21 protein-coding genes are annotated in these 22,723 nt (G+C 45.9%); 10 read left to right on the forward strand and 11 right to left on the reverse strand.

Going from position 1 to position 22,723, the window contains the following annotated elements:
* Positions 1–135 precede the first annotated feature (135 nt).
* Positions 136–1,050 (forward strand): hydrogen peroxide-inducible genes activator, encoded by a 915-nt coding sequence (locus RBK99_RS13230; protein ID WP_317505073.1) that lies wholly within the window; start codon positions 136–138, stop codon positions 1,048–1,050.
* Here the strand turns inward: RBK99_RS13230 and RBK99_RS13235 are convergent.
* Positions 1,047–2,558 carry an FMN-binding glutamate synthase family protein gene (locus RBK99_RS13235; protein ID WP_317505074.1) on the reverse strand — a complete coding sequence of 504 codons (1,512 nt, stop codon included), beginning with the start codon at positions 2,556–2,558 and terminating at the stop codon, positions 1,047–1,049. The genes RBK99_RS13230 and RBK99_RS13235 overlap by 4 nt on opposite strands.
* A gap of 130 nt (positions 2,559–2,688) precedes the next feature.
* Here RBK99_RS13235 and RBK99_RS13240 point away from each other — a divergent pair, with 130 nt between their 5' ends.
* Together RBK99_RS13240 and RBK99_RS13245 are read left to right on the forward strand one after the other, a co-directional pair.
* Positions 2,689–3,819: a PQQ-dependent sugar dehydrogenase gene (locus tag RBK99_RS13240; RefSeq protein ID WP_317505075.1), complete on the forward strand. Its 1,131-nt coding sequence runs from the start codon at positions 2,689–2,691 to the stop codon at positions 3,817–3,819.
* A 3-nt stretch (positions 3,820–3,822) separates the two neighbouring features.
* Positions 3,823–5,856, forward strand: coding sequence for a TonB-dependent receptor family protein (locus RBK99_RS13245; protein WP_317505076.1), 2,034 nt, complete (start codon positions 3,823–3,825; stop codon positions 5,854–5,856).
* A gap of 6 nt (positions 5,857–5,862) precedes the next feature.
* Here RBK99_RS13245 and RBK99_RS13250 read toward each other — a convergent pair whose 3' ends face one another.
* From RBK99_RS13250 to RBK99_RS13260, 3 genes are all read right to left on the reverse strand, one after another.
* A complete protein-coding gene (locus tag RBK99_RS13250) occupies positions 5,863–6,549 on the reverse strand; it encodes a type 1 glutamine amidotransferase domain-containing protein (RefSeq protein ID WP_317505077.1) in 687 nt (228 codons plus the stop codon).
* A gap of 62 nt (positions 6,550–6,611) precedes the next feature.
* Positions 6,612–7,952: a sigma-54-dependent transcriptional regulator gene (locus RBK99_RS13255; RefSeq protein WP_317505078.1), complete on the reverse strand. Its 1,341-nt coding sequence runs from the start codon at positions 7,950–7,952 to the stop codon at positions 6,612–6,614.
* Positions 7,949–9,442 (reverse strand): sensor histidine kinase, encoded by a 1,494-nt coding sequence (locus RBK99_RS13260; protein ID WP_317505079.1) that lies wholly within the window; start codon positions 9,440–9,442, stop codon positions 7,949–7,951. The genes RBK99_RS13255 and RBK99_RS13260 overlap by 4 nt, the downstream gene beginning before the upstream one ends.
* A 168-nt stretch (positions 9,443–9,610) precedes the next feature.
* Here RBK99_RS13260 and RBK99_RS13265 point away from each other — a divergent pair, with 168 nt between their 5' ends.
* The gene (locus RBK99_RS13265) at positions 9,611–10,003 is read left to right on the forward strand and encodes a DUF4168 domain-containing protein (protein ID WP_317505080.1); all 393 of its coding nucleotides are present in this window, start codon (positions 9,611–9,613) and stop codon (positions 10,001–10,003) included.
* 120 nt (positions 10,004–10,123) lie between these two features.
* The gene (locus RBK99_RS13270; protein WP_317505081.1) at positions 10,124–11,782 is read left to right on the forward strand and encodes an acetolactate synthase large subunit; all 1,659 of its coding nucleotides are present in this window, start codon (positions 10,124–10,126) and stop codon (positions 11,780–11,782) included.
* Here the strand turns inward: RBK99_RS13270 and RBK99_RS13275 are convergent.
* Together RBK99_RS13275 and RBK99_RS13280 are read right to left on the reverse strand one after the other, a co-directional pair.
* Positions 11,779–12,351, reverse strand: a complete 573-nt coding sequence (locus tag RBK99_RS13275; RefSeq protein ID WP_317505082.1) for a glutathione S-transferase family protein — start codon at positions 12,349–12,351, stop codon at positions 11,779–11,781. The two genes, RBK99_RS13270 and RBK99_RS13275, sit on opposite strands and share 4 nt — an antisense overlap.
* Positions 12,352–12,363: 12 nt before the next feature.
* Positions 12,364–13,239 carry a cation diffusion facilitator family transporter gene (locus RBK99_RS13280; RefSeq protein WP_317505083.1) on the reverse strand — a complete coding sequence of 292 codons (876 nt, stop codon included), beginning with the start codon at positions 13,237–13,239 and terminating at the stop codon, positions 12,364–12,366.
* A gap of 188 nt (positions 13,240–13,427) precedes the next feature.
* On the opposite strand from RBK99_RS13280, the gene RBK99_RS13285 reads away from it, so the two are divergent.
* Positions 13,428–14,564 (forward strand): hypothetical protein, encoded by a 1,137-nt coding sequence (locus RBK99_RS13285; RefSeq protein WP_317505084.1) that lies wholly within the window; start codon positions 13,428–13,430, stop codon positions 14,562–14,564.
* A 9-nt stretch (positions 14,565–14,573) separates the two neighbouring features.
* Positions 14,574–14,969 (forward strand): type 2 periplasmic-binding domain-containing protein, encoded by a 396-nt coding sequence (locus tag RBK99_RS13290; protein WP_317505085.1) that lies wholly within the window; start codon positions 14,574–14,576, stop codon positions 14,967–14,969.
* A gap of 38 nt (positions 14,970–15,007) precedes the next feature.
* Here the strand turns inward: RBK99_RS13290 and RBK99_RS13295 are convergent, their stop codons facing one another.
* The gene (locus tag RBK99_RS13295; protein ID WP_317505086.1) at positions 15,008–15,949 is read right to left on the reverse strand and encodes a GGDEF domain-containing protein; all 942 of its coding nucleotides are present in this window, start codon (positions 15,947–15,949) and stop codon (positions 15,008–15,010) included.
* The gene (locus tag RBK99_RS13300) at positions 15,942–16,934 is read right to left on the reverse strand and encodes a response regulator (protein ID WP_317505087.1); all 993 of its coding nucleotides are present in this window, start codon (positions 16,932–16,934) and stop codon (positions 15,942–15,944) included. The genes RBK99_RS13295 and RBK99_RS13300 overlap by 8 nt, the downstream gene beginning before the upstream one ends.
* 181 nt (positions 16,935–17,115) lie before the next feature.
* Here RBK99_RS13300 and RBK99_RS13305 point away from each other — a divergent pair, with 181 nt between their 5' ends.
* Positions 17,116–17,469, forward strand: a complete 354-nt coding sequence (locus tag RBK99_RS13305) for a MerC domain-containing protein (protein WP_317505088.1) — start codon at positions 17,116–17,118, stop codon at positions 17,467–17,469.
* On the opposite strand, the gene RBK99_RS13310 is transcribed toward RBK99_RS13305, so the two are convergent.
* Entirely contained in the window at positions 17,466–18,683 is a 1,218-nt protein-coding gene (locus tag RBK99_RS13310; RefSeq protein ID WP_317505089.1) for a permease, read from the reverse strand. The genes RBK99_RS13305 and RBK99_RS13310 overlap by 4 nt on opposite strands.
* Positions 18,684–18,986: 303 nt before the next feature.
* Between RBK99_RS13310 and RBK99_RS13315 the strand changes: the two genes are divergently transcribed.
* Complete coding sequence (locus tag RBK99_RS13315) at positions 18,987–19,421, forward strand: hypothetical protein (RefSeq protein WP_317505090.1); 435 nt, start codon at positions 18,987–18,989, stop codon at positions 19,419–19,421.
* Positions 19,422–19,855: 434 nt separating this feature from the next.
* Positions 19,856–20,344: a hypothetical protein gene (locus tag RBK99_RS13320; RefSeq protein ID WP_317505091.1), complete on the forward strand. Its 489-nt coding sequence runs from the start codon at positions 19,856–19,858 to the stop codon at positions 20,342–20,344.
* A 302-nt stretch (positions 20,345–20,646) separates the two neighbouring features.
* Here RBK99_RS13320 and RBK99_RS13325 read toward each other — a convergent pair whose 3' ends face one another.
* Together RBK99_RS13325 and RBK99_RS13330 are read right to left on the reverse strand one after the other, a co-directional pair.
* Positions 20,647–21,699, reverse strand: a complete 1,053-nt coding sequence (locus tag RBK99_RS13325; protein ID WP_317505092.1) for a DUF4760 domain-containing protein — start codon at positions 21,697–21,699, stop codon at positions 20,647–20,649.
* Between the two features lie 243 nt (positions 21,700–21,942).
* Positions 21,943–22,461: a hypothetical protein gene (locus tag RBK99_RS13330; protein ID WP_317505093.1), complete on the reverse strand. Its 519-nt coding sequence runs from the start codon at positions 22,459–22,461 to the stop codon at positions 21,943–21,945.
* Between the last annotated feature and the right edge of the window lie 262 nt (positions 22,462–22,723).

Below are 22,723 nucleotides of genomic sequence, written 5' to 3' on the forward strand. Positions count from 1 at the left end.
CCTTGATTGGGATTTAAAATGTATTCGTTCCTTAACGAGTCGAGAGCTAGTGTAAGGATGTAGGCAGATTGGATAAAACGAATAAAACGGATTATGATAATCGGAAATACCAATTAAAAATAAAACGGGTACCCTATGAGTAAATTGCCAAGCCTGAAAAACTTAAGTTACCTGCTGGCGCTGCATCAGGAACAAAACTTTAATCGTGCGGCGGCCGAGTGCAATGTCAGCCAGTCCACGTTAAGCAGTGGTATTCAAAACCTGGAAGAACAGCTAAATTGCCAGCTTATTGAGCGCGACCATAAATCCTTTCTCTTTACTGCGTTAGGCGAAGAAGTTGTGGAGAAAGCGCGGGACATTATCAGCGCCTCTGAAGAGCTACTGCACTATGCACAAGGCCAGGGCAACATTATGGAAGGGCCACTAAGACTTGGCATTATTCCGACCATAGCCCCGTTTGTCATTGGTGAGCTCAGTAAAAATTTACAGAACAAGTTTCCTAAGTTGCTATTACAACTCTCGGAGGATACCACCCAAAATTTATTGCACCGCTTACGCAACGGCGAGCTGGATATCCTTTTACTGGCCTTACCGATGGACATTCAGGGCAATCAAAAATGGGTGCTGGGGCGAGACCCGTTCAAACTGGTTGTGCATAAAGAGTTAGCAGAAACGGTCGGAGAACCGGTTGATTACGACAAGCTGCCGGATCGCAGTATCTTCCTGCTGGAGAAAGAGCATTGTATGGCTGGTCATGCGGTCGCCGCCTGTCAATTAACTGATTCCATCAAAATGAATCCCTTTACCGCGACCAGTCTGCACAGCCTGGTGCAAATGGCTGATGCCCGGCTAGGCGCTACCTTTATCCCGCAAATGGCCATTGACCGGGACATTTTAGAAAACACCGACCTGGTTGCTCTAAAACCAACCGGCCAGGAAGCTTCCCGCGACATCGGGCTGGTTTATCGTCCAACCACCAGCCGCCGACAGACGTTCCGTAAAGTTGCTGAAGAAATTGCCCGGCTGCTGCCCATCAACACACTAAATTAACGACGTCTGGCCGGCGGCAAGGGATAACGTTCGGCCAGGCTAATACTTTCTCCGTCAGGCTTAATAACACGCGCGTGACTGCGAGTAAGCCGGCGTGGGTCAGTTACGCCACAAGAATGCGCAATAATATTAACGCCATATTCCATATACTTGTGATAATTCGCTGCGCGTACCGATTTATTTTCCGGATCCAGCCCTCTCATCAATTTAGGGTCGTCGGTTGTGACGCCGGTCGGGCAGGTATTTTTGTTGCATTGCATCGCCTGAATGCAGCCGAGCGAAAACATAAAACCGCGGGCAGAGGTGACAAAATCAGCCCCCATGGCAATAGCCCAGGCAACATCGGATGGCGTTATCATTTTTCCGGATACGATGACCCTGACTCGTTCATGCAGACCGGCCTCTGTCAGCTTATCAATCAGCAAAGGCAAACTTTCAGTAACTCTTAATCCAACGTAATCTAACAGCGGTTGTGGTGCTGCGCCTGTCCCGCCATCAGCGCTATCCAGGGTAATAAAGTCAGGAGCGTATTCTTCACCCCTGGCCAAAATGCAATCTATCAATTCATCGATCCACGAAGGGTCGCCCATCACGAACTTAAAGCCCGTAGGCTTACCGGTTATCTCTCGTACTTTAGTGATAAAATCCAGCAGCTCTTCGTTGTTACTAATTTCAGGGTGCCTATTGGGGCTTATGGCGTCTTTACCTTCCACGATACCGCGGATTTGTGCAATTTCACTGTTGACTTTAATACCCGGCAAAATCCCGCCTTTCCCGGGTTTTGCGCCTTGGCTCAGTTTGATTTCAAACATTTTTACGTTGTCATGCCGGCCCAGCTCTGCCAGGCGCCCCTCATCTAGTCGACCTTCCTGGTCACGAACGCCAAATTTTGCTGTACCCATTTGAAAAACAATGTCGCAGTGTCCTATCAAATGATAAGGGGATAAGCCGCCTTCTCCGGTATTTAACCAACAGCCTGCTTGAGCAGCCCCCTGCGATAAAGATTTAACCGCAACGGGTGATAACGCCCCATAGCTCATCCCGGAAATATGAAAATAGGAAACCGGAGAGTAAGGTGTTTCGCAATAGGGTCCAATAATAACGGGTTCAGGGGAAGTTGCCTGCTCAGCCATAGGAGGGTATGGCGCATTACTGAATATAATGGTTCCGGTCCGGCTGAGATCCCGAGTTGAACCAAAGGCGACATTTCGGTCTGCATTTTTCGCGGCGCGGTAGACCCAGGCACGCTGAGCCCGGTTGAATGGCATTTCCTCGCGATCCATTGCAAAGAAATACTGGCGCATAAATTCGCCCATGCGCTCAAACAAATAACGAAATCGCCCAATAACAGGGTAATTGTGCCGAATGGTATGACGGTTCTGCGTCTTATCGACCACATACATAACGCCAACAGAGACAATCAACGCAATAATCACTAGCACAAAGGTGGCTGCTAACCACTGCGCTAAAGTCAGTAACGAACTCGTACTAAAAACGCTGCCGCTCATGTCTATCCATTAAATTTAATCTGTTGATAAGAGTATTAACGGTCAAAGCGACAAACAGATCAAGCTCAGTGTCATCAAAATTTTGATGAATGGCGTATACTGATAATAATTCAATACAAAGGAGAGACCGATGTTCAATCCAAAGTTTATTTTTACCGCAATGTTAGCGGCATCGATGAGTACAGCCGCAACCGCTGAAACCGTCGAGACCGAACGTCATACTGTTAGCATTACGACTCTGGCTGACGGCTTCACGCATCCTTGGGGCATGGCTTTTCTGCCCAACGGCAATATGCTGGTTACTGAGCGCTCCGGCAATCTTTATTGGTTATCTGAAGATGGTAGCAAAAGAAAGAAAATCAGTGACGTTCCCGAGGTGGTTGCTCAGGGCCAGGGCGGTCTGCTAGACGTTGTGGTCGATCCGAATTACTCTGAAAACGGTTGGGTTTATATCAGCTATTCAGAAGCTGCGGCAGAGGGTAAAGGCAACAGCACTGCGGTTATGCGCGCTAAGATTTCCGATAACAGCTTCACCGATAAAGAAGTCATTTTCAGGCAGGCGCCAAAATATGAGAGTACCGCTCATTTTGGATCCCGTCTGGCCTTTTCACCAGAAGGTCACCTTTACATCACGCTAGGCGACCGCTACTCCCGTATGGAAGATGCACAAACACTCGATAACCATCACGGCAAAATCGTACGTATCTGGCCCGATGGCAGCATTCCGAAAGATAACCCCTTTGTCGGTAACGATCAGGCACTTGACGAAATTTGGTCCTATGGTCACCGCAATGTTCAAGGTGCCGATATTCATCCAGACACCGGTGAACTATGGTCCGTAGAGCACGGTCCTCAGGGTGGTGATGAAGTTAACATTCCTAAAGCAGGCAAAAATTATGGCTGGCCAGAAGTCACCTACGGCGTTGACTACGGTGGCGCTATCATTAGCGATGTCGCAGTAAAAGAAGGTACTGAGCAACCGTTTTATTACTGGGTTCCCTCAATTGCGACTGCCGGTGCTACCTTTTACACCGGGGATGCTTTCCCTGAGTGGAAAGGCGACTTCTTTGTTGCCGCACTGAAAAGCTCACTGGTTGCCCGTCTGGACTTGTATGAAGGCCGAATGATGCACGAAGAGCGGTTATTTGAAGACGCCATTGATGCACGTATTCGGGATATTAACCAAGGGCCTGATGGCTACCTGTACCTGCTCACCGATCAGCCAAATGGTGCTGTCATCCAAATAAAACCAACGGATTAACTCATGCTCTATTCAGCTGTATTTCGAAAATTAACTTACACGGGGCTGCCTTTATTGGCGGCCTCTTTCATTGTTAACTCGGCAGAAGTGGATGAAACGATGGTTGTGACCGCAACCCAAAGCGAAACGCCCTGGCTGACGACTGCCGCCAGTATTGACCGCGTTGACGTGTCAGACACCTTGCCGTCGTTAAATATTGATGCTGGTGATGCGCTAGCCGGAGTGGCCGGTATTCAGGCCGATAACCGCTATAACTACGCACAAGACACTCGACTTGTGGTGCGTGGCTTTGGTTCGCGGGCCGCTTTCGGGGTCAGGGGGTTACAATTGAATGTCGACGGCATTCCTTTATCGATGCCTGATGGTCAGGCACAAACCTCCAGTATATTCCTCGACAGCATTGAATCATTAGAAGTATTACGCGGCCCACTAGCCACCTTATACGGTAACGCCGGTGGTGGCGTAGTTGAGTGGTTCAGCCGTAAGCCGAGAGAAACCGCTCTGAAGTGGGGCGGTCAGTTCAGCGAAAATGACACGCAACGCTATAACCTGAATGCTCAATGGGCGACTGAGAATAAGCAGCTGCAGATTTTAGCGTCGGACTTCCAGACCGATGGACCCCGCCGGCATAATTCCGCCGAGCGCCAGCAACAAGCCGTACGTTGGTATCATCAGTGGAATGAGCAAAACCGCTTTGTGATCCGCTACGATAATAACAATGCCCCTCTATTGCAGGACCCCAGTGCATTAACACCGGAAGACTGGCGAGAAGATCCAACTCAAACGGTACAGCGGGCCATTGATTTCAATACACGCAAGGATATTCATCACCGCCAGGGATCGTTTAGTTGGTTTCATGAGCGCGAGAATGGCGAGGGCTTGCTTTCATTGTGGCAGGGCGATCGCGATGTTGAGCAGTTCCTGCCTTTTGCTGGTGATGATAATACCAGTTCCGGTGCCGTTCTTGATATTTCCCGCCAATTTGAAGGGGCCCATGCGCGCTGGCGTCAAATAGGGACTCGTTGGTCAGCCACAGTTGGCGCACAAGTAGAGCGTCAGCAGGATCATCGCTTTGGCTACGTAAATAACAGCGGAGAAAAAGGCGAGTTACGCCGCAATGAGTTTAATTGGATTGAAAACACCTCAGCCTATCTGCGCTTTCAATGGCAGCTCAGCAAAGAATGGTCAGCCAATGGCGGGGTTCGTTACAGCAGTATCAATTATGAGGTGAAAGATTATTTCACTGAGTTAGATAACTCTGATGACAGCGGCAGCCGCGACTTTAGTGAAACCACTACAGCACTGGCGCTTACCTGGCAATTTCTGCCAACATCAGCAACTTACCTGAGCGTCGGGCAGGGGTTTGAAACACCAACGCTTACTGAGCTGGCCTACCGTAATCAAGGCTCAGGATTGAACCGCGATCTGGGTCCATCGACAAATGATCAGTGGGAGTGGGGTATTAAGCATCAGCTACCGCAAAATTGGCGTTTGCACTTTGCCTTTTTTGGTATCAGGAGCGAAGACGAGATACTCGTGGATCAGTCAAACAACGGCCGCACAACCTATCGTAACGCCTCTGAAACCAAGCGAGAGGGTGCCGAGCTGACGGCTGAAGGGGAGTTGACACAAACACTAAATGTTCTGCTGTCGTACAGCTATATTGACGCCACTTTCGGTGCCGGTCCATTGCAGGGAAATCAGTTACCCGGGGTCGCAAAAAGCCAAGGGTATTTGCGCTTAAACTGGCAGCCTGCAGAACAATGGCTGGTTCAGTTGGCGGGGCAGTACCGGAATGAAACACCGGTGAATGACCAAAACAGCACGTTCGCACCGTCTTACACAACTTGGGATATTGCGGCAAGCCGCAGCTGGCAGTGGTCTAAAAGCGAGTTAGATACGTGGATCCGTATCGATAATATTACAGACAAAGACTATGTCGGAGCGGTTGTGGTGAATCAAGGCAGTGGCCGCTCATTTGAGCCCGCAGTGGGCAGACAAGCAAGCGTCGGCATTAGTTGGCGCCGACGCTTTTAATCGAGTCTACAGGTGTGTCCTCAATACATCGAGCAGGCGCTGTGCCGTCTGCTCTGAGGACGCTGGATTCTGACCGGTAATCAGCATTCCATCTTGCACTGCGTAGGCCTCCCAGTCATCGACTTTACGATAATGACCACCCTTAGCGTTCAACTCGTCCTCTAACAAGAACGGAACCACTTCGGTCAGCTCTACTGCAGCTTCTTCGCTGTTGCTGAACCCCGTGACAGTACGACCTTGAACAATGGGATCGCCACTGGGTGTTTTTGCATTTAATAACACCGCTGGCGCGTGGCAGACCGCAGAAACCGGCTTACCTTTACTCCAGAAATGTTCAATCAACTTAATTGAGTGCTGGTCGTTGGTTAAGTCCCACAACGGCCCATGGCCACCCGGATAGAAAATTGCATCAAAACCTTCCGGATCAACTTCATCGAGTTTACATGTGGTTTCTAATTTATGCTGTGCGGTTTCGTCTTTATCGAAACGCTCTGTGGCTTCCGTCTGCGCATCAGGCGAGGTGCTGTTTGGATCCACTGGCGGCTTACCGCCTTTAGGCGACGCCAATGTGACATCCACGCCAGCATCAGTAAACACATAATAAGGGGCGGCAAATTCTTCTACCCAGAAACCCGTTTTATGTTCTGTGTCACCGAGTTTATCGTGTGAGGTTAACACCATTAATATTTTCACTTAGCACTCCCATTAAACCATTCAAAACTTATTATAGCTTACGCAATAAAACGCTCGCTTGATCACTCACCATGCTGTTCCAGCCACCGGTACAAAGTACGTCTTGTTATGCCTAAAATATCGGCCGCTTTGGACTTGTTACCTTCAGTATAAGTTAAAACTTTACGAACATACTGACTCTGATACTCCTCAAGAGTAGGCCATTCAGCCACATGTTCCACCTCAGGCTCGTGATCGCTGTCGAGTATTCTTTGAGGTAAATCTTCAACCGTTATCTTATCATCGCGGGAAAACGTAAAGGCACGTTCAATCGCGTTTTGAAGTTCCCGAACATTGCCCGGAAACCGGTAACGATAAAGTTGCTCAATGGCTGCAGAAGAAATACTGCGTACCGCTTTATCGCTGTTTTTCTGTAGCTGCTGTAAAAAATAATTAGCTAAACGCTCAATGTCTTCCCCTCGCTCTCGCAAAGGCGGTACGCGTAGACTAAAAGTCTCCAGCCGATAAAATAAGTCCTGCCGAAAACGTCCTTCCTCCACCTGTTGTTCTAAGTCCTGGTGGGTAGCGGCCAAAATCCTCACATTTACGGTTTCTTCCGAATCGCTGCCCACGGCACGAATGGTACCTTCCTGTAATACCCTTAGCAGTTTAGCCTGTAATGCCATTGGCATTTCGCCAATCTCATCCAATAGCAACGTGCCACCGTCTGCCTGCTTAAGTAGACCTTGTCGCTTTTTCTGAGCACCGGTAAAGGCTCCCGCAGCGTGACCGAAAAACTCACTTTCCATCAAATCTGCCGGAATACCCGCACAGTTTACCGCCTGAAAACTGTACTCTGCGCGATCGCTTAATTGATGCAGCGCCTTGGCCACCAATTCTTTACCTGTACCGCTTTCGCCCGTGATTAAGACACTACCGTCCGCTGGCGCAACCCGCTCTATCTGATCATACAGCTTACGCATAGAAGGGCTTTGCCCAATTAAGCCTCCCGGACCTTTTTGTTGTTGCCGATAACGCTTAAGTTCTTGCTGTAGTGAGCGGTGTTCAAGTATACGTTTTATACTCAGCAGCAAGTGCTCAACATCCAGCGGCTTGGTTAAGAAGTCATCGGCTCCCTGTTTTAATGCGTCAACCGCCTGATCAACAGTGCCAAAAGCGGTGATAAGTAACAGGGCGGGTGCACTGTCTTTATCCCTCAAACTGTCCAGTAACGACAACCCCGATTGGCCCGGCAAACGAATATCACTAATGAGCAAATCCAACCCAGGAGCCTCTTTTTCAAAGGCTTCGACACTTCCCCAGGCTTTTACTTTGTAGCCTTCGGCTTCTAACTCTTCAATCAATAATTCTTGCAGTGCCGGATCATCCTCAATAACACCGATAATGGCTTTAGCTGCTGTCATTCATTGCCTCCAGTGGTAGCCGCTTGCCGCAAGCATTGCGCAGGTAAACGTAAGATGACTCGACAGCCACCTTCCGGGTTGTTGGTCAAAGAGAGTTCTCCACCGTGATCGTTTAATACATGTTTCACTATGGTTAAGCCCAATCCCGTTCCCTTTCCCTGCGGCTTATTCGTTTCAAATGGCTGTATCGCCTTATCCTTCATCGTTTCAGGTAAGCCTTCACCGTCATCATCTATGGTGATAACCAAGCCTTGCTCCTGCTCTGTAAAGCCTGCCGAGATAACGACCTTGGATGCACTCGCTTGCAGCCCGTTGCGCAACACGTTCACCAACGCCAGCTCCAGTCGTTTTATATCAACCAGCAAAATAACGTCCACGAGCGATTCAATAATGACGTTTGCTGATCCCTTATCTTGCTCGAATTCAATACTGGTCATTGCCGTCGTCATTAAGTCTCGCAACGAAATGGACTCGCGTTGCTGCACAGGCGTCCGTGAAAATGCCAATAACTGATTCACCAGGCCGGTTAACCGTTGCACCTGACCTCGTACCGCCTGCAATTGACGTTGGCTGTCCTCGTCTTTATGGCTCCGCAGTAAGCGGCTGGCCCGTCCGTCAATAACGGTCAATGGAGCACCTAACTCGTGTGCAACACCACTGGCAACACTGCCAATGGCCGCCATTTTTTCCTGTTCCCGCAATGCCTGTTGTAAGGACGCCTCATGCTGGCGACGCTGTTCCAGCTCTCGCGCTGCTTCAGCCATGCTATCCAGCATGCGATTAAAGCCATGCGCCACTTCCTTCAGCTCGGAAGGGCCCGCCGGTGTCACCCGGGTATCGCGATTACCTTTTGCGACCTGCAACATGGCATCTTTTAACGCGACCACGTGTCGCCCCACCCCTCGGTAATGACCAAACACCAGCACCGCAATAGTAATTAAGCCAAAAGCCGCCCAGCTTAACCAGGCATAGCGACTCAAAACGTCAAAAGATTCGTCGAAATCACTGGCACGTCGGTTTATCTGCAATAAACCAATAATGCGACCACCACGGTCAACAATAGGGTGGAACTGAGAAAACACATCACGGCCTTCTACACGACGATAATCGTCTTGCTTCACTCCGGTCTGAACCGTTTGTAATGCGAGCTGGCTGTTACTCAAATCGGTTTCTGTCACCCCGGCTTCGGCAACCTGCTCACCGTAAACGTTGTAAACAGACGCACCATAAACACGGCCAATATTAAAGACCGAATCCAAATTTGCCTGAACCGTTGCCAGGTCGTTCTTAAGCAAAGCGTCACTAATGGGTAAACTGATGGCTCGTCCTAATAATTCCAGATCGCTTTTAAGGCGTTCACTCGCTTCCTCAGAAGCCACTTGCAACCCAACGCTTATCGCGGCCCCTGAAATAAGTAGCATGGGCACAACCACGTAAAGCAGCAGGCGCCTCTGTAAACTGGACAATGGCCAACTGTATCGTTTTGTCACATAGCCTCCTTTGATTGTGTATTAAGGATACACATTTTTGAGGTGTTTTTTTGAAGTGTGCCAATGAATTTTAAAATACCTATAAGTATCAATAACTTGAAAAGTTGGCACGGTCTTCGCTTTTACTGGTGTGTGATTAAAAAAGATAAATTCATTTAGGAGATTATCATGCAGAAGACACTTATCGCATTAGCAACAGTCGTCGCTATGGGCAGCACAGCAGCCATAGCTCAACCTCAGCAGGCTCAGAATGCACAGAACCAGAATTCAATGGCTCAACAGCAGCCAGCTAAAGAAATTTCTCAAGGCATGCTGGTTAAGTTTGTAACCGCTATGGAAGAAGTACAAAGCGTTACCCAAAAGTATCGTGACCAATTCCAGGAAGCAAAGAACCAGGAAGAAGCGCGTAAAATTCAGCAGTCTGCACAGAAAGAAATGCTCGCAGCGGTTGAAAATGCAGGGCTGACGCCTAAAGAGTACAACATGATTATTCAGCAGGCGCAGAATAATGAAGAACTTCGTGCACGCTTGGAAGAGCTGACAGGTGACGGAAAATCTTAATCGACTGGTTCGATTATTAATTGAAAAAGGCAGCCAATCGGCTGCCTTTTTTGATCATATCGCCTATGCTTTGCGTACGCATAGTAAGAAAATCAGTCTTTAACGCAAGGAGAAAGCGAAGTGAAAGCATCCGATTTATTCGTAAAAGCACTTGAAAACGAGGGTGTGAAGTACATTTTCGGCATTCCCGGCGAAGAAAACCTCGACTTACTTGAGTCCCTCTCAAAGTCCGATATAGAACTTATTTTGACTCGCCATGAGCAGGGCGCTGGTTTCATGGCAGCCACTTACGGCCGCCTGACGGGTAAGCCCGGTGTGTGCCTGTCAACTCTCGGCCCCGGTGCAACCAATCTCGTCACTCCTGTCGCCTATGCCCAACTTGGCGCTATGCCCATGGTTGTGGTGACGGGACAGAAGCCCATTAAAGAACGTCATCAGGGTCAGTTCCAGATTATTGATGTGGTCGACATGATGACACCCATCACTAAATTTACGCAGGCCATTATCAGTGCCAACGGTATCCCGGCACTCATCCGTGAAGCCTTCCGCAGAGCAGAAGACGAACGTCCAGGTGCTTCACATCTTGAATTGTCCGACGACATCAGCCGCGAAGAAGTCAATGCTTTGCCGATAGAGCCAAGCCATTCACGGCGCCCTATTACCGAGCATAAATCGGTTCGCCATGTACTGGATTTACTGCGTGACGCTAAGCACCCGGTACTGCTAATAGGCGCAGCGGCAAACCGCAAGATCACCGCAAAAATGCTACGTGCATTCGTGGATAAAACCGGAATTCCTTTTATTACCACGCAAATGGGTAAAGGCGTCATCAATGAAGACCACCCTCGCTGGCTTGGCAATGCCGCAGTTTCCGACGGCGACTATCCGCACCGCGCTATTGAGAAAGCCGATTTAATTTTGAATGTAGGTCACGATGTCGTCGAAAAGCCGCCTTTCATGATGAAAACCGGAGAAAATGACAATCGCAAGGTGGTACACATCAACTTCCAGGGCGCTCAAGTCGACTCTGTTTACTTCCCACATGCCAGCATGATTGGTGATATTGGCAACAGTATCTGGCAGTTAAAGGAAGGTATAGAGCCTCAAGATCATTGGGATTTCGACTTTATGCTGAAAGTTCGCGATCATATGCGCGACCACACCGATGAAGGGGCCGATGACGGCAGCTTCCCGGTGCTACCTCAACGTCTGGTCGAAGATGTGCGCGATGTGATGCCCGACGATGGTATTATTGCGCTGGATAATGGTATTTACAAAATTTGGTTTGCCCGAAATTATCCGGCTCGTCAGCCTAATACCGTGTTGCTGGATAACGCTCTTGCCTCCATGGGCGCAGGCCTGCCATCGGCAATGGCCGCTAAATTGGTTAACCCCGAGAAGAAAGTCATGGCGATATGTGGCGACGGCGGCTTTATGATGAACTCGCAGGAGCTTGAAACGGCGGTTCGTATGGGCTTAGACATTGTTGTGGTCATACTGAATGACAGCGGTTACGGCATGATTAAATGGAAGCAGCAACATATGAAACTGAGCGACTATGGCTTAGATTTCGGTAACCCGGACTTTGTGAAATACGCTGAGTCTTATGGCGCTAACGGGTATCGTTTAGATAAAACGGAAAACCTGATTCCGCTGCTAAAAGACTGTCTGAATAAACCGGGCGTTCATCTTATTGATGTGCCGGTAGACTATTCACAAAACGACCGGCTGCTGAACGAGGAAATCCCCGAACGCAGCCGTGCCATTAAAGCCGATTAAGAACGGCCTGGATCGGTATCCGCGAAGTAAGGGTAGTCGTTTAACTTATCGACAAATGCCTGCAGTCGCGGATACTTATCCAAATTAAAACGCTTACGGAATAATCCCCAGCTCAAGAAACAGCCTAAACGTAACTCACCGTCACTGAAGGGGTGTGGCCCTTCGTAAGCCACGGCGTGATCTTTGTCTTCCATCAACTGCAATATGTCATCAATACGCTGCTGCTGGCGCTTGAGATACTTGACACTGTCCGCCGTTACCCCTTCTTTTTCCAGTAAAAATACGTTAATTGCTGTATCCATAGCCGTATTAACTAAACAAAACTGATCAAAGTCTTTCGCATCAGCGAAAAAACGCTCATCCGCCTTCTCCCGAACGTACTTCAAAATGCTCGCGGAGTCGTGGAGACGAAGATCATTATGGTGAAGAAAGGGCACTTTTTTCGCAGGGCTTAATTTCGCACTGGTTTCAAAGTCAGTTTCGGTAAATGAAAACTTTGTTTTAGTCTCCAATAAGGCAATCCGACAGTGCCTTACAAAGGGTGAAGTATAGCTTCCGAACAATTCCATGATCTTCTCCTGTTAATGATCTCGACAAGCTTCGTCAGGATATTCCAGCTCTATTGTTGTATGAGCCAATTCAAACGCTGCCAGTTGTTCTGATATTTGTTGTTTTAAACGTGAGCGCTCTGCGCATTCCAGTTCTTTTGATACCACAATATGCGCCGTTAATACATGACGCTCACCATCCAAAGACCAAAAATGTAAATGGTGGGCGTCATTGACTAACTCCAACGAGATAAGCTGATCTCGTATCTGCCGATAAACTTCCGGATCCGGTGACGCCTGCACGAACAGTTTGATAGTCGAACCAAGGTGACGAATAACATTCACCAAAATGAACAAAGTGAAAGCTATAGATAACAGCGGGTCTAAAATAGGCCAGTCGACGAACATCAGAATGATGGACACAATTAAAACGGCAACCCAGCCAAGCACATCTTCAAGCAGGTGCCAATTAAGCACGCGTTCGTTTAACGACTTACCATGGGAGAGTTTAAACGCCGCGTAACCATTCACAATCACGCCGAACACTGCCAGTAAGGCCATTCCTTCAGCCATCGGCATTACAGGGTTCCAAAGCCGGGGAATGGCTTCAAATAGAATCCAAATTGAGCCGGCCGTTAGTACAACGGCATTAATAAAAGCCCCGACCAAAGATAAGCGTTGATAACCATAGGTAAAGGTATGGGTGGCATCTTTACGGCTAAACTTATCCAGCAACCACGCCATGCCAATGGAAATACTATCGCCCAGGTCGTGTACTGCATCGGCTAAAATAGCCGTACTGTTCGTCAGCATTCCACCGATAAACTCTATGATGGTAAAGCACAGGTTTAGGAAAAACGCCCAACCGATGCGCTCTGATGAGCTTCCGTGGTCATGGTGATGATGCATAATGCCCTTAATTGTTAAGTAAATGTGCTTTTTACGACTAAAAAACGCACAAAAATGAGTGTTATTGTTAATTTAACACTCTTTTGTACGGCAAATGAAGTATTGCTTGCACTCTCTTGAACGTGCAAAATTCCGCCAAATTTAGAATTCCCTAAATTATAACGTTGTAAACTTCTCAGGAGCTTTAAATGAAGTATTCTTTGCTAGCTTGTATAGGTGCTTCAGCACTTGTAATGAGCCTTCCGTCTCAGGCACAGGACAATATTCAGTGGAGTGGCTTTGGTAGCATTGCCGCGGGTATGACGACCGGTAGCGATGATCAGCTATTCGGCTACGATAATGATCTGGATTTTAATCCTGAAAGCCTATTTGCATTGCAAGCAAAGGCTAACCTTTCTGATAAGCTCAGCGTAACCACACAAATTATGTCGCGTGGTTCTGACGACTTTAACTTAGGTGTTGAGTGGGCTTACTTACAGTATCAACTTACTGACTCAGCCAGCGTTAACGTAGGGAAGCTACGCCTACCCTTCTATATGTATTCCGATTACCTCGATGTTGGTTACAGTTATCATTGGTTACGCACACCGCAGAGTGTCTATCGGGTAGCCTTTGACAACTACACTGGCGTAAGCTTCCAGCACAACGCGTTTGTTGGTGACTTTACTATCAATACACAAGTGGTTGCCGGCACAATGCATGACGACATCGATGCAGGGGGCTCTGACTCCGCAAAAGCTGAATTAAATAATCTGATTGGTTTTAACACCAGCGCAATCTACAACAACCTGACAATGCGGGTTGCTTATTTCCAAAGTAACGACACCAATATTCAACTAAACGAAATTGAAGGCTTACTGTCGACGTTAAGACAAGCCGGTGCCGGACAAGTTGCTTCAGAACTGGAAGTTGCTGAAGATAAAGGAACGTTCGCTAGCGTTGGCTTTATGTACGACAACTTTAACTGGTTTGTTGGTGGTGAATACACGCAGCTTGAAGTTGAAAACAGTTACATTCCTAAGCAGCGCTCAAGTTACATCACCGCAGGGAAACGTTTCGAAGGCTGGGCATTGCACGCTACTGTCGGTCAGACCGATGATGAAGTCGTAGATGCTGCGCGTTTCACGGTCCCGGTTCCACAGTTACAGGCCGTCGTAACCCAAGTAGCCACCGGTGTGCTTAGCGAAACCACATACACCTCTGTCGGTGCCAACTTTAACATCGCTCCAAGCGCGGTATTGAAGTTCGACGTCACTCATTCTGACGACACCTTAGCGGATGAATCTGACGTATTAGTATCCGCTGCTGTTCAATTTGTATTTTAAGGAATTGTGATGAAAAAGTTTGCTGTATTTCTCATCGTTATAGCGACAAGCCTGCTGAGCTTTTCAGCGCTTGCGCAAAATGGTGTCGTTGTTTCCCAAACAGAGATTAACGAAGAATCCATTGCTCGAATCTATTTGGGGCAATCTCGGGTTTTAACCGGCATAAACCTTCCGGAGGACTCCGCTACACGCTCTGCATTTGAAAAGGCCTTAGTGGGTAAGTCAGGTGAACAGCTTAACCGTCATTGGGCAAAGCTTAAATTTACCGGTCGCGCAACACCACTTGAAACGGCCGCAAACGATGCTGCGGTTATAGAATTTTTAATGAATAACCCGCAAGGTATTGGGTATATCTCAGATAAAAGCAAAGTGACGGATAAATTAAATATTATCGCCACTTTCTAATTCATGCTGATAAAACCTTCGGCTGCTTGCCGAAGGTTTTACTTCGACACCTGATTTCTGCCATTTTCTTTGGCGTCGTATAACGCAGCATCGGCTTTTTCCAACCAGTTCTCAGCACTTGAAAATTCACAGGAAAACTCAGCAACACCGGCACTAATTGTCAGTTTCAGTTGCTCGTCATTATAGTCTTTGCCTAAAGGCAAAGCCGTTTCCTCTATTTGCTTTCTAAGCCGTTCAGCAACTAACACACCGTCGTCTAACGATGTTTTCGGTAAGAGTATCGCAAACTCTTCTCCGCCATATCGGCCACAGACATCCGTTTCTCGTTGGCAATCTACTATGATTTTCGCTATGAGTTGAATGGCCCTGTCACCAACCTGATGACCATAGGTGTCATTAACCTGCTTAAAGTTATCAATATCCATCATGATGACAGAAGCTGTATCCTCATAGCGCTGACAGCGAAGATACTCTTGTTCAAATGCTTGCTGCCAATGGCCGCGATTAAATAACTGTGTTAATGCATCTGTCTGACTGATGGTTGTTAGTTTTAATAGGTTATTCGCCTCTTCACTGACATCATAAACCAGCGCGCAGATATGATGAATTTCCTTATCCGTAGAAAATAAGGGAAACAGTGTCACGTTTTGAAACATCAACTCAGATTCTGCTGTGAACGGCCTGGTATTCTCAAAGTTCAGAATATGAGGCTCTTGCTGCCAGTTACAGTGAGCCTGAATGCCCAGCTTTAATACCGAGGCTGTCTTATACTCGAACCATCTTTTAGGCAGGGTGGGTAATAACTTAAATAAATTTTCATCCCTGGCTGCAACACTGCTAATGCCGCTATGGTTCTCCATAAACCCATTCCACACTTTAACGTCGTAGTCCCGATCAAAAACAATCAGTCCAACCTCAATATTCTGAAGAATTTGTAATACCCAATGTAGATTGGTGATATCCAGTTCATCTTTATTCATCGATAAAATACCCAGCTCGCTCTTCAAGTGCGGCAATTGAAGTCTCAGTAAAAATAACAAAGAGGTCACAGTTTAGATGGTAGTCCGGGATCTCATAATCAATGGTTATTACTAAAACACGCTTATCTTTAACATCTTCTTTAAAGACATTATTAATGGTTTCGCTCATTCCCAAAAAGGCTGGCTGACTAATATTCAACTCTAAATCCAACTGAGATGAGAAGCGCTTCAAAAAAGCAGCAATAAGCGTTGAAGCAACATCCAAAAGTACGCTTCTGCTGTCATCCTTAAATTCGTAACCATGATAGTCTGACAGTTTGGATGGCAAATCATTGAGGGTGCGATTATCAACGCAAAGGATGGCTTCTCCGGCTATAGCGTTACCGACAAAGCCTTCAGACACCATGTTGACTCGAGCATTGCCATCATGGAGTTCGTTAATTAGAGCGTTGTATGGCCGCTTAGCGACATCGGGAACAGGCAATTGGATAAAGGAACCCAACATATCGCCAAGCAACTTAGCTGCGTCACCAAGGGCAATATTACTCACTTCTTTTAGGATATCGATGGGCTCAATGTGCGCAGCTTCACTTAATTGCCGCTGATGATCAGCAGGCAGAAGCTCTCTTATCAGGCCGTAGCGTTGAAGTAGACTCTGCAGTTCTTCAGTCACAATCGGTTTCTTTATAAAACCCAGAGCCCCTAATTTTTCGACTCTCCGTTGCGATGCTTCCTGCACATCTCCCGAAACAACAATTGTCAGGCAATCGAGTTGCTTCTCCCTAATATTCTTTAGCACCTCAAAGCCGTCCATGACGGGCATAGTTAAGTCGAGAAAAAGAAGCTCTGCAAAGCCTTTTTGTATTAGGTCTAGTGCCTCCTCCCCGTTTTCAGCAAAACGCACCTCAACGTCCCACCCGCGAGGTAAGGCCTGTTCAATACTTTTTCGTGCAACCTTAGAGTCATCACAAATTAGCACTTTCATAATTTCACCATGCCATAGAGAGCTCTATTCGTTAAGTCGATTTACAATTCTCTTCGTATTCAAGTTTAGATAGTGATTAACCATAGTTCATCTTTCTTGCCCAACGAATCTCGACAGCAGAACTAGGCTGTTATATTATAACATTACATTTTATAGCTGAGTGTACCTATGAGGAAAAGAAATGAATGACCGACTGGGCATGTTTTTCTCCGGGCTTTGCTTTTGCCATTGCCTGGCAACACCGTTATTGATTGTTCTGTTGGGAACAAATTCCTTGTTAAGTACGCTAGAGACAGAATTATTGCACCAGATAATGCTGCTTCCGGTATTAGCCATGGGACTGTATCAAGGCTATTACAGCTGGAGGAACCCACGAGCAAAATACAGCCGGATATTACTCACATCCGGATGCATCTTGGTTATCAGTGCTCAGTTTTTCCAAGGTGTTGAGGAGCTATTATTCACCGTCATAGGATCAGTCACACTTATATCTGGCCATTTTCTCCACCTAAAGCACGAACGCTGCTCAGGTTAACCGCCCATTAGATAAGCCCCCATTCCGGCCAAAAGCCAAAGGACACTCACTCCACAAAGCCCTGTCATGACCTTATCGCTAATGGAAGAAGAGCCACCATGATCATGGTGGTGGTGGTGTTCGTGTTCCTTTTGCTTCTGTTTCCAAAGGAAAATCATAATCGCGCTGAATAATAAGAAAATGATATTCAAAACAAAGCCATAGTCGAATTTAAAATGCTCCTGATTTGCAGGTGAGGACCACTGAGAAACGTCCGGAAGTAAATCAAAAGCCAATAATCCGTAATGCATAGCCAGCGATGTAGCAACCAAACAGGTGAAAAGCATTAACGTAATATACAGCGCCATTTTCCAGCCGTAATAACGGGCGTTAATTTTGATGACCGGAAGCACAATCAAATCGGAGAAGATAAATGCCATAACGCCAGCAAAGGCGACACCCTCACCGAAAAGTACCGCTGCCAGCGGAATGTTTCCCATAGAACCAATAAAAGTGAAGAAAGCTGCAACAGGGCCTACAACAGCTTGTTGCAGGAGCGACCAGAAACCAGGATCACCTTCCGTGCCGACACCAACAAACAACCACTCAAAAAACGCACTGGGTACAAAGGCTGAAATGACGCCGGCCACAGTAAAGCCAATGAGAACGTCTTTCCAAACCATCTGCCATTCCATCACGTACTTTTGGCCAACTTGTTGCCAGGTATCTTTACTGAGGAGGTCCGATAGTGTGCTTTCGCGATGGTGCTCATCTTCTTCATCTTCCTGACGAGCATTTTTAATTAGTTTTTGGGGGTTGGTTAGCGTAATAAAAAGCCAAGCAAATAGAATGAGCAACAGCCCACCGACATACTCACCAACCACAAACTGCCAACCCAGAAAAAGAGCAATAACAAACCCTAACTCGATAACTAAGTTGGTTGATGCCAGCATAAAGGCCATTGAAGCACTGAACGCCGCCCCTTTATTGAACAACGCGCGGGTGGTTGAAAGCGCAGCGAAACTGCACGAACTGGAGATAAACCCAAAGAACGTACCAAGCGATACCGATTTAAGATCGTTCCCGCCCATGGACTTACGCATTCGTTGTTTTGTAACAAGCACTTGGATTAAGCTACTGATTAAATAGCCTAATACAAACGCCCACAATGCCATCCAGAAAAAGCCGAGACTGGTGTAGGCCGATTCACCCCATAGCGATATGAAATTCTCCATAATGGCTCCTTAAGCTGACTAAGCGACTTTAAATAGACATTACCGTAAAAATACGGATTCGTCTAAGAGCTTTACTTGGCTGGTCTTGCTAGTACCCCAGTTGCGCAAACAGACTGAGTCCGTTCGCAAAACGACTAGGGTTCAATAATTAAAGGCTAGGTGGCATAGTTAAGTTCAAGAGATGACTATTGGGTGTTTGGTGCTCTCATGCCAAGCCATAGCGGGCAATCACATTCTTATTAGGTATTTAACAGGATCATTAAATTGATAAAATTTAAATTTAACTACTTTTGGTTCGTTTTCATGCTGCTGTTTTTTTGTAGTTTTCTTTACTTTCTTTGGCCAGATAAAGATACGGCCATTAACTTTTATCGAACAGGTGAGGGTACTCGGTTTGAGGCGATAGTGACGATTGGGATGACTATAGGAATTTTCTCAGTGTTTATTTACATGCCGTATAGAATAATCACTGAACTATTTTTTTCGTATTGGATAGAAAACGATATCCTTTTCATTAAAAAGTTTGGAAGAGTTAAAGAGGTTCCTCTTAATAAAATGGTCTATGTGCTTCGCAAGCCCTTATGGACAAGGTTTTTGGGAGCTCCTTATGTGCTTTTTTACTACGGTGATAAGCGCTATAGAATACCCACGGGATTTTACCTTTCTAAAGAGGATTACGAGTACCTCAAGACAAAAGTGGATATAACCGAACAAGGGAACTTCGAAGCTCAATTTTAGAGCTCATTAAGAGGTGCGGTTCTTCGCTAAGCCAAGCGTAGAAACCCTTAAAAGGCTTCAATTTACAATTATGCGCAGCGAGTATCGCTTCTTACGGTACTCGCTACAACCATCATAAGTTATTGGATAGGCTATTATAATGAAAGGGATTTTATTTACCTTGATAACACTAGCTTTAGTCGCCGTGGTTTGTAGTGGTCAAGAAAAACTGGCCACCGGTTTATAGTTAATCCAGTATTTTTGCTCTGCCTGATTCGGGCTTAAACCGTTGTTGTGCTGATGCGGTCGAAGCTGGCTGTAATACCCGATTAAGTATTCCAGAAGATCCTCAGCAGATTGAAGCTGGAGCTGATGCCTATGAATCAGGATGTTCTCCTCAATCAGATAACAACAGCAACTATAACGGCAGTCAAATACAACCAGGTCGAGAGCTTATGTTGAGTAGAAAAATAACCCTATTTCTGTACACATTACCTTTTATTATCAGTTTGCTTTCTTACTTTCTTCGGTTTAGTTTTATAACTGAAATCACGGGAAATAAAGGAGTTGGGTTAATAGTAACAGTCGTTATATCACTCTATTTTGTCATCCTGACACTATTCGCTTTTAATCTAAAAAATGCAATCGTTCCGTTGTTGACGCTGGCAATACTAGCGCTGATGTTTTTACCCGTCAGGCAGAATATTTCAGTGGTAAGCACTTTAAACGTAGACTCGAAAATTTACTGGATAGAGCGATCATATTTCACTAGCTTTTTGAGTGTTCATAAAGCCAATAATGAAATTATAATGAAGCCTGAAAGAGTCCGCCTAATAGAAAATGTCGTTTACGAGGCTCAGCTTAAAACCATTGAAGGGGAAGCTTACTTAGCCTATAAAGAAAACGAGGATGACCCTTACATTTCAGAAAAAATCCAAAAATGACTAAATAACAGGTTAGAATCCTTGAGACATTAAAAATTAAGAACTTTAATGTACGCCGACAAAAAAAATGTGGGCGTACATTAAAGCTTTTAAAAAAATCACCTGGAAGACTATTTTTAACTAATAAAAAATTAAAATCTAACAATAAAGATTTTAATAAAAACATATCTAATAAAACCTCTTGAGAACTTCTAAACATTAAAGATGTTAAATTATTTGCTGATCTCTAACTTTCAATCAAGTGCATCCAGAACCGCACGCTACGATTCTCACTTTACTCCTATACGCAGATTTTACCTTGATTACAAATTACCGCTCTGCTCCCAAAAACTATCTACTCCCTGCTTAGTCGCACTATCCAAACAAACTTTAAGCTTTCTAACTTGATTATCATCACAACTAATAATACCAAAACACTCCAAACGAATTAACGCTTCCTGAACCCCTTCTGTCGTGTAACGAAGCTCTCGAGCGAGAAAGTTGATACTCGCAATTGGGCCGCCGATACGATATTTCTCCTTAAGAAATAAGCAAACATCTCGTAATATAGGGTTTACACTAACCATTCGGTTAAACCGAATTAACTCATCCTTATTCCAAATAGTTTCGCTCTCCAAATGATCTTGTGGAATATCGAGAAGTTCCAACGCTTTTTCATACCGCTGCTTTAGCGGTAGATAATGTTGGTAGTACTCAGTTGGATTCATGAATTTCAAGGCAATTGTTTCAAACTCAACATAAGCTGCAGGCCGTTTGTACTTCGTCCTGATCCCGTAAATAAATGGTATAGCTTGAATAAAATCGTCAACAAAACTAGATCGCATCCAATTCCGATATGTCTTCAGGTCGAGAATGCCTTTTCGAAGAGAAACAGAACTTAGTTCGCAGTGATTTAGAAACCCTTTGACCGACTGGCTGTAAGTTGATTGGGGATAATTAGTAGCTAAACTATAAAGCTTATAATCAGTGCTATGCCGGGTCACACGACTGAACTCACGCTGAACTTTGGTAAAGTGGCTACCGGCCTCACTTTCGATAATGTAGTCAAGAGTAGCCCGCTGCCTCGCAGTTTTTTTGTGGGACAAAATACTTATTATGGTTATAACTGCAGCAATAGAAGCGGATATTAAAACGGCATAAGGTGATGTTAACCAGCTACTACTCTCGGGTATGGGTATCGAATTTGGAGTGACCGTGGAAGTACTCGAGTCCCACAGCAAAAAAGCGTGACTTAAATATACTTTTATAGATGCCATAGAAAATGGGCCTTCTAAAGCATTTATCCAGCTAGAAAGCCCATTATAATAAATCTCATTTTTGTTAAAGCTTAGACTAGTCGCGTACGCCTTCATCATACATGTTCATTGCTTGCTCCTTTCTACCTACATAAAAACCAAATAGGTTAAGTTACGAATAGCAAAGAAAAAAGGGTTTGTCAACTGGTTCTTCGCTACACCGAGTAGGCCATACTACGTTGTATGTTTTACGAAGTCAAAACCACTTTAAAGTTTATTCACGAGGCGTGGGGGTGATCAATGATATTGGGAAGGTTGTACCTTTATCTAATTGGATTTGAAAAGCTTGTTCTGGCCTAACAGTTAAACAATATTTTTAAACAGCTCCTTACACCACCTTATCTTTTGTTGCTCTTGGGCTGGATGTTTAATTCCAAGAAATGCATCAGCATCTCGCCGACAACTTTCTAGCAGCCATCGCTTAATCGGTGGCTCATCTGTTTCGATCGATACTAATTTATCAGCTAGCTTTTGAAGCTGCGAGAGTGTCAATGGTTTAATTCGTTGAGTCAGCTCTTGCTCCAGCCGTAGGTAATCTCTCCGGAGGTTATTATGGAGTTCACAACTGCCGCGAGTATCAATGACAAGATCAAATGCCTGTAATATCGCAACGAGACTAGCGAGAACTTGCCCCAACACCGTATTACTAAACAACGATGCTACCGCTGCCGTAGAAAGCGCAAGACTGAAGCCACTAATGAACCTCTGGAGCCTTCTATAGAAAGACTGACGAGCCATATGATATCTAACACCAAGGGCAGAATTATACCGCAGCTTCCAAATATCGTCGTCATCCGCTAATTTTGCTTTAGTCCCAGACATTCTATTTTTTACTCTGTCCACTGTTCCCTGGTGGTGGTGGTGTATCGAAATGCTGCGTTATTTGGTCAATTTTTTTATCATCTCGAAATACTTCTGTAACTCTATCATTTTGCGGAGTATCGGAATTGTCACGACGTACAGGCACTCTACTAGGGTTCGGTTGCTTTTGGCTTTTATCATTATTTGTTGCGTATTTCGGGGTCATCCGGACATTGATTTCGGTCTGAGCCGGACAAGCATTTCGGTATCATCCGGACAGTGA

The sequence above is a fragment of the Idiomarina solivarensis genome (assembly GCF_033052755.1).
GTDB lineage: Bacteria > Pseudomonadota > Gammaproteobacteria > Enterobacterales > Alteromonadaceae > Idiomarina.

Excerpts from the sequence above, each read along its gene's own strand:
- RBK99_RS13240 (WP_317505075.1), top strand. The coding sequence starts at position 2,689 with ATGTTCAATCCAAAGTTTATTTTTACCGCAATGTTAGCGGCATCGATG.
- RBK99_RS13315 (WP_317505090.1), top strand. The coding sequence starts at position 18,987 with ATGCTGCTGTTTTTTTGTAGTTTTCTTTACTTTCTTTGGCCAGATAAA.
- RBK99_RS13325 (WP_317505092.1), bottom strand. The coding sequence starts at position 21,699 with ATGATGAAGGCGTACGCGACTAGTCTAAGCTTTAACAAAAATGAGATT.
- RBK99_RS13330 (WP_317505093.1), bottom strand. The coding sequence starts at position 22,461 with ATGTCTGGGACTAAAGCAAAATTAGCGGATGACGACGATATTTGGAAG.
- RBK99_RS13300 (WP_317505087.1), bottom strand. The coding sequence starts at position 16,934 with ATGAAAGTGCTAATTTGTGATGACTCTAAGGTTGCACGAAAAAGTATT.
- RBK99_RS13255 (WP_317505078.1), bottom strand. The coding sequence starts at position 7,952 with ATGACAGCAGCTAAAGCCATTATCGGTGTTATTGAGGATGATCCGGCA.
- RBK99_RS13290 (WP_317505085.1), top strand. The coding sequence starts at position 14,574 with ATGAAAAAGTTTGCTGTATTTCTCATCGTTATAGCGACAAGCCTGCTG.
- RBK99_RS13285 (WP_317505084.1), top strand. The coding sequence starts at position 13,428 with ATGAAGTATTCTTTGCTAGCTTGTATAGGTGCTTCAGCACTTGTAATG.
- RBK99_RS13230 (WP_317505073.1), top strand. The coding sequence starts at position 136 with ATGAGTAAATTGCCAAGCCTGAAAAACTTAAGTTACCTGCTGGCGCTG.
- RBK99_RS13265 (WP_317505080.1), top strand. The coding sequence starts at position 9,611 with ATGCAGAAGACACTTATCGCATTAGCAACAGTCGTCGCTATGGGCAGC.
- RBK99_RS13245 (WP_317505076.1), top strand. The coding sequence starts at position 3,823 with ATGCTCTATTCAGCTGTATTTCGAAAATTAACTTACACGGGGCTGCCT.
- RBK99_RS13295 (WP_317505086.1), bottom strand. The coding sequence starts at position 15,949 with ATGAATAAAGATGAACTGGATATCACCAATCTACATTGGGTATTACAA.
- RBK99_RS13320 (WP_317505091.1), top strand. The coding sequence starts at position 19,856 with ATGTTGAGTAGAAAAATAACCCTATTTCTGTACACATTACCTTTTATT.
- RBK99_RS13305 (WP_317505088.1), top strand. The coding sequence starts at position 17,116 with ATGAATGACCGACTGGGCATGTTTTTCTCCGGGCTTTGCTTTTGCCAT.
- RBK99_RS13310 (WP_317505089.1), bottom strand. The coding sequence starts at position 18,683 with ATGGAGAATTTCATATCGCTATGGGGTGAATCGGCCTACACCAGTCTC.
- RBK99_RS13280 (WP_317505083.1), bottom strand. The coding sequence starts at position 13,239 with ATGCATCATCACCATGACCACGGAAGCTCATCAGAGCGCATCGGTTGG.
- RBK99_RS13275 (WP_317505082.1), bottom strand. The coding sequence starts at position 12,351 with ATGGAATTGTTCGGAAGCTATACTTCACCCTTTGTAAGGCACTGTCGG.
- RBK99_RS13235 (WP_317505074.1), bottom strand. The coding sequence starts at position 2,558 with ATGAGCGGCAGCGTTTTTAGTACGAGTTCGTTACTGACTTTAGCGCAG.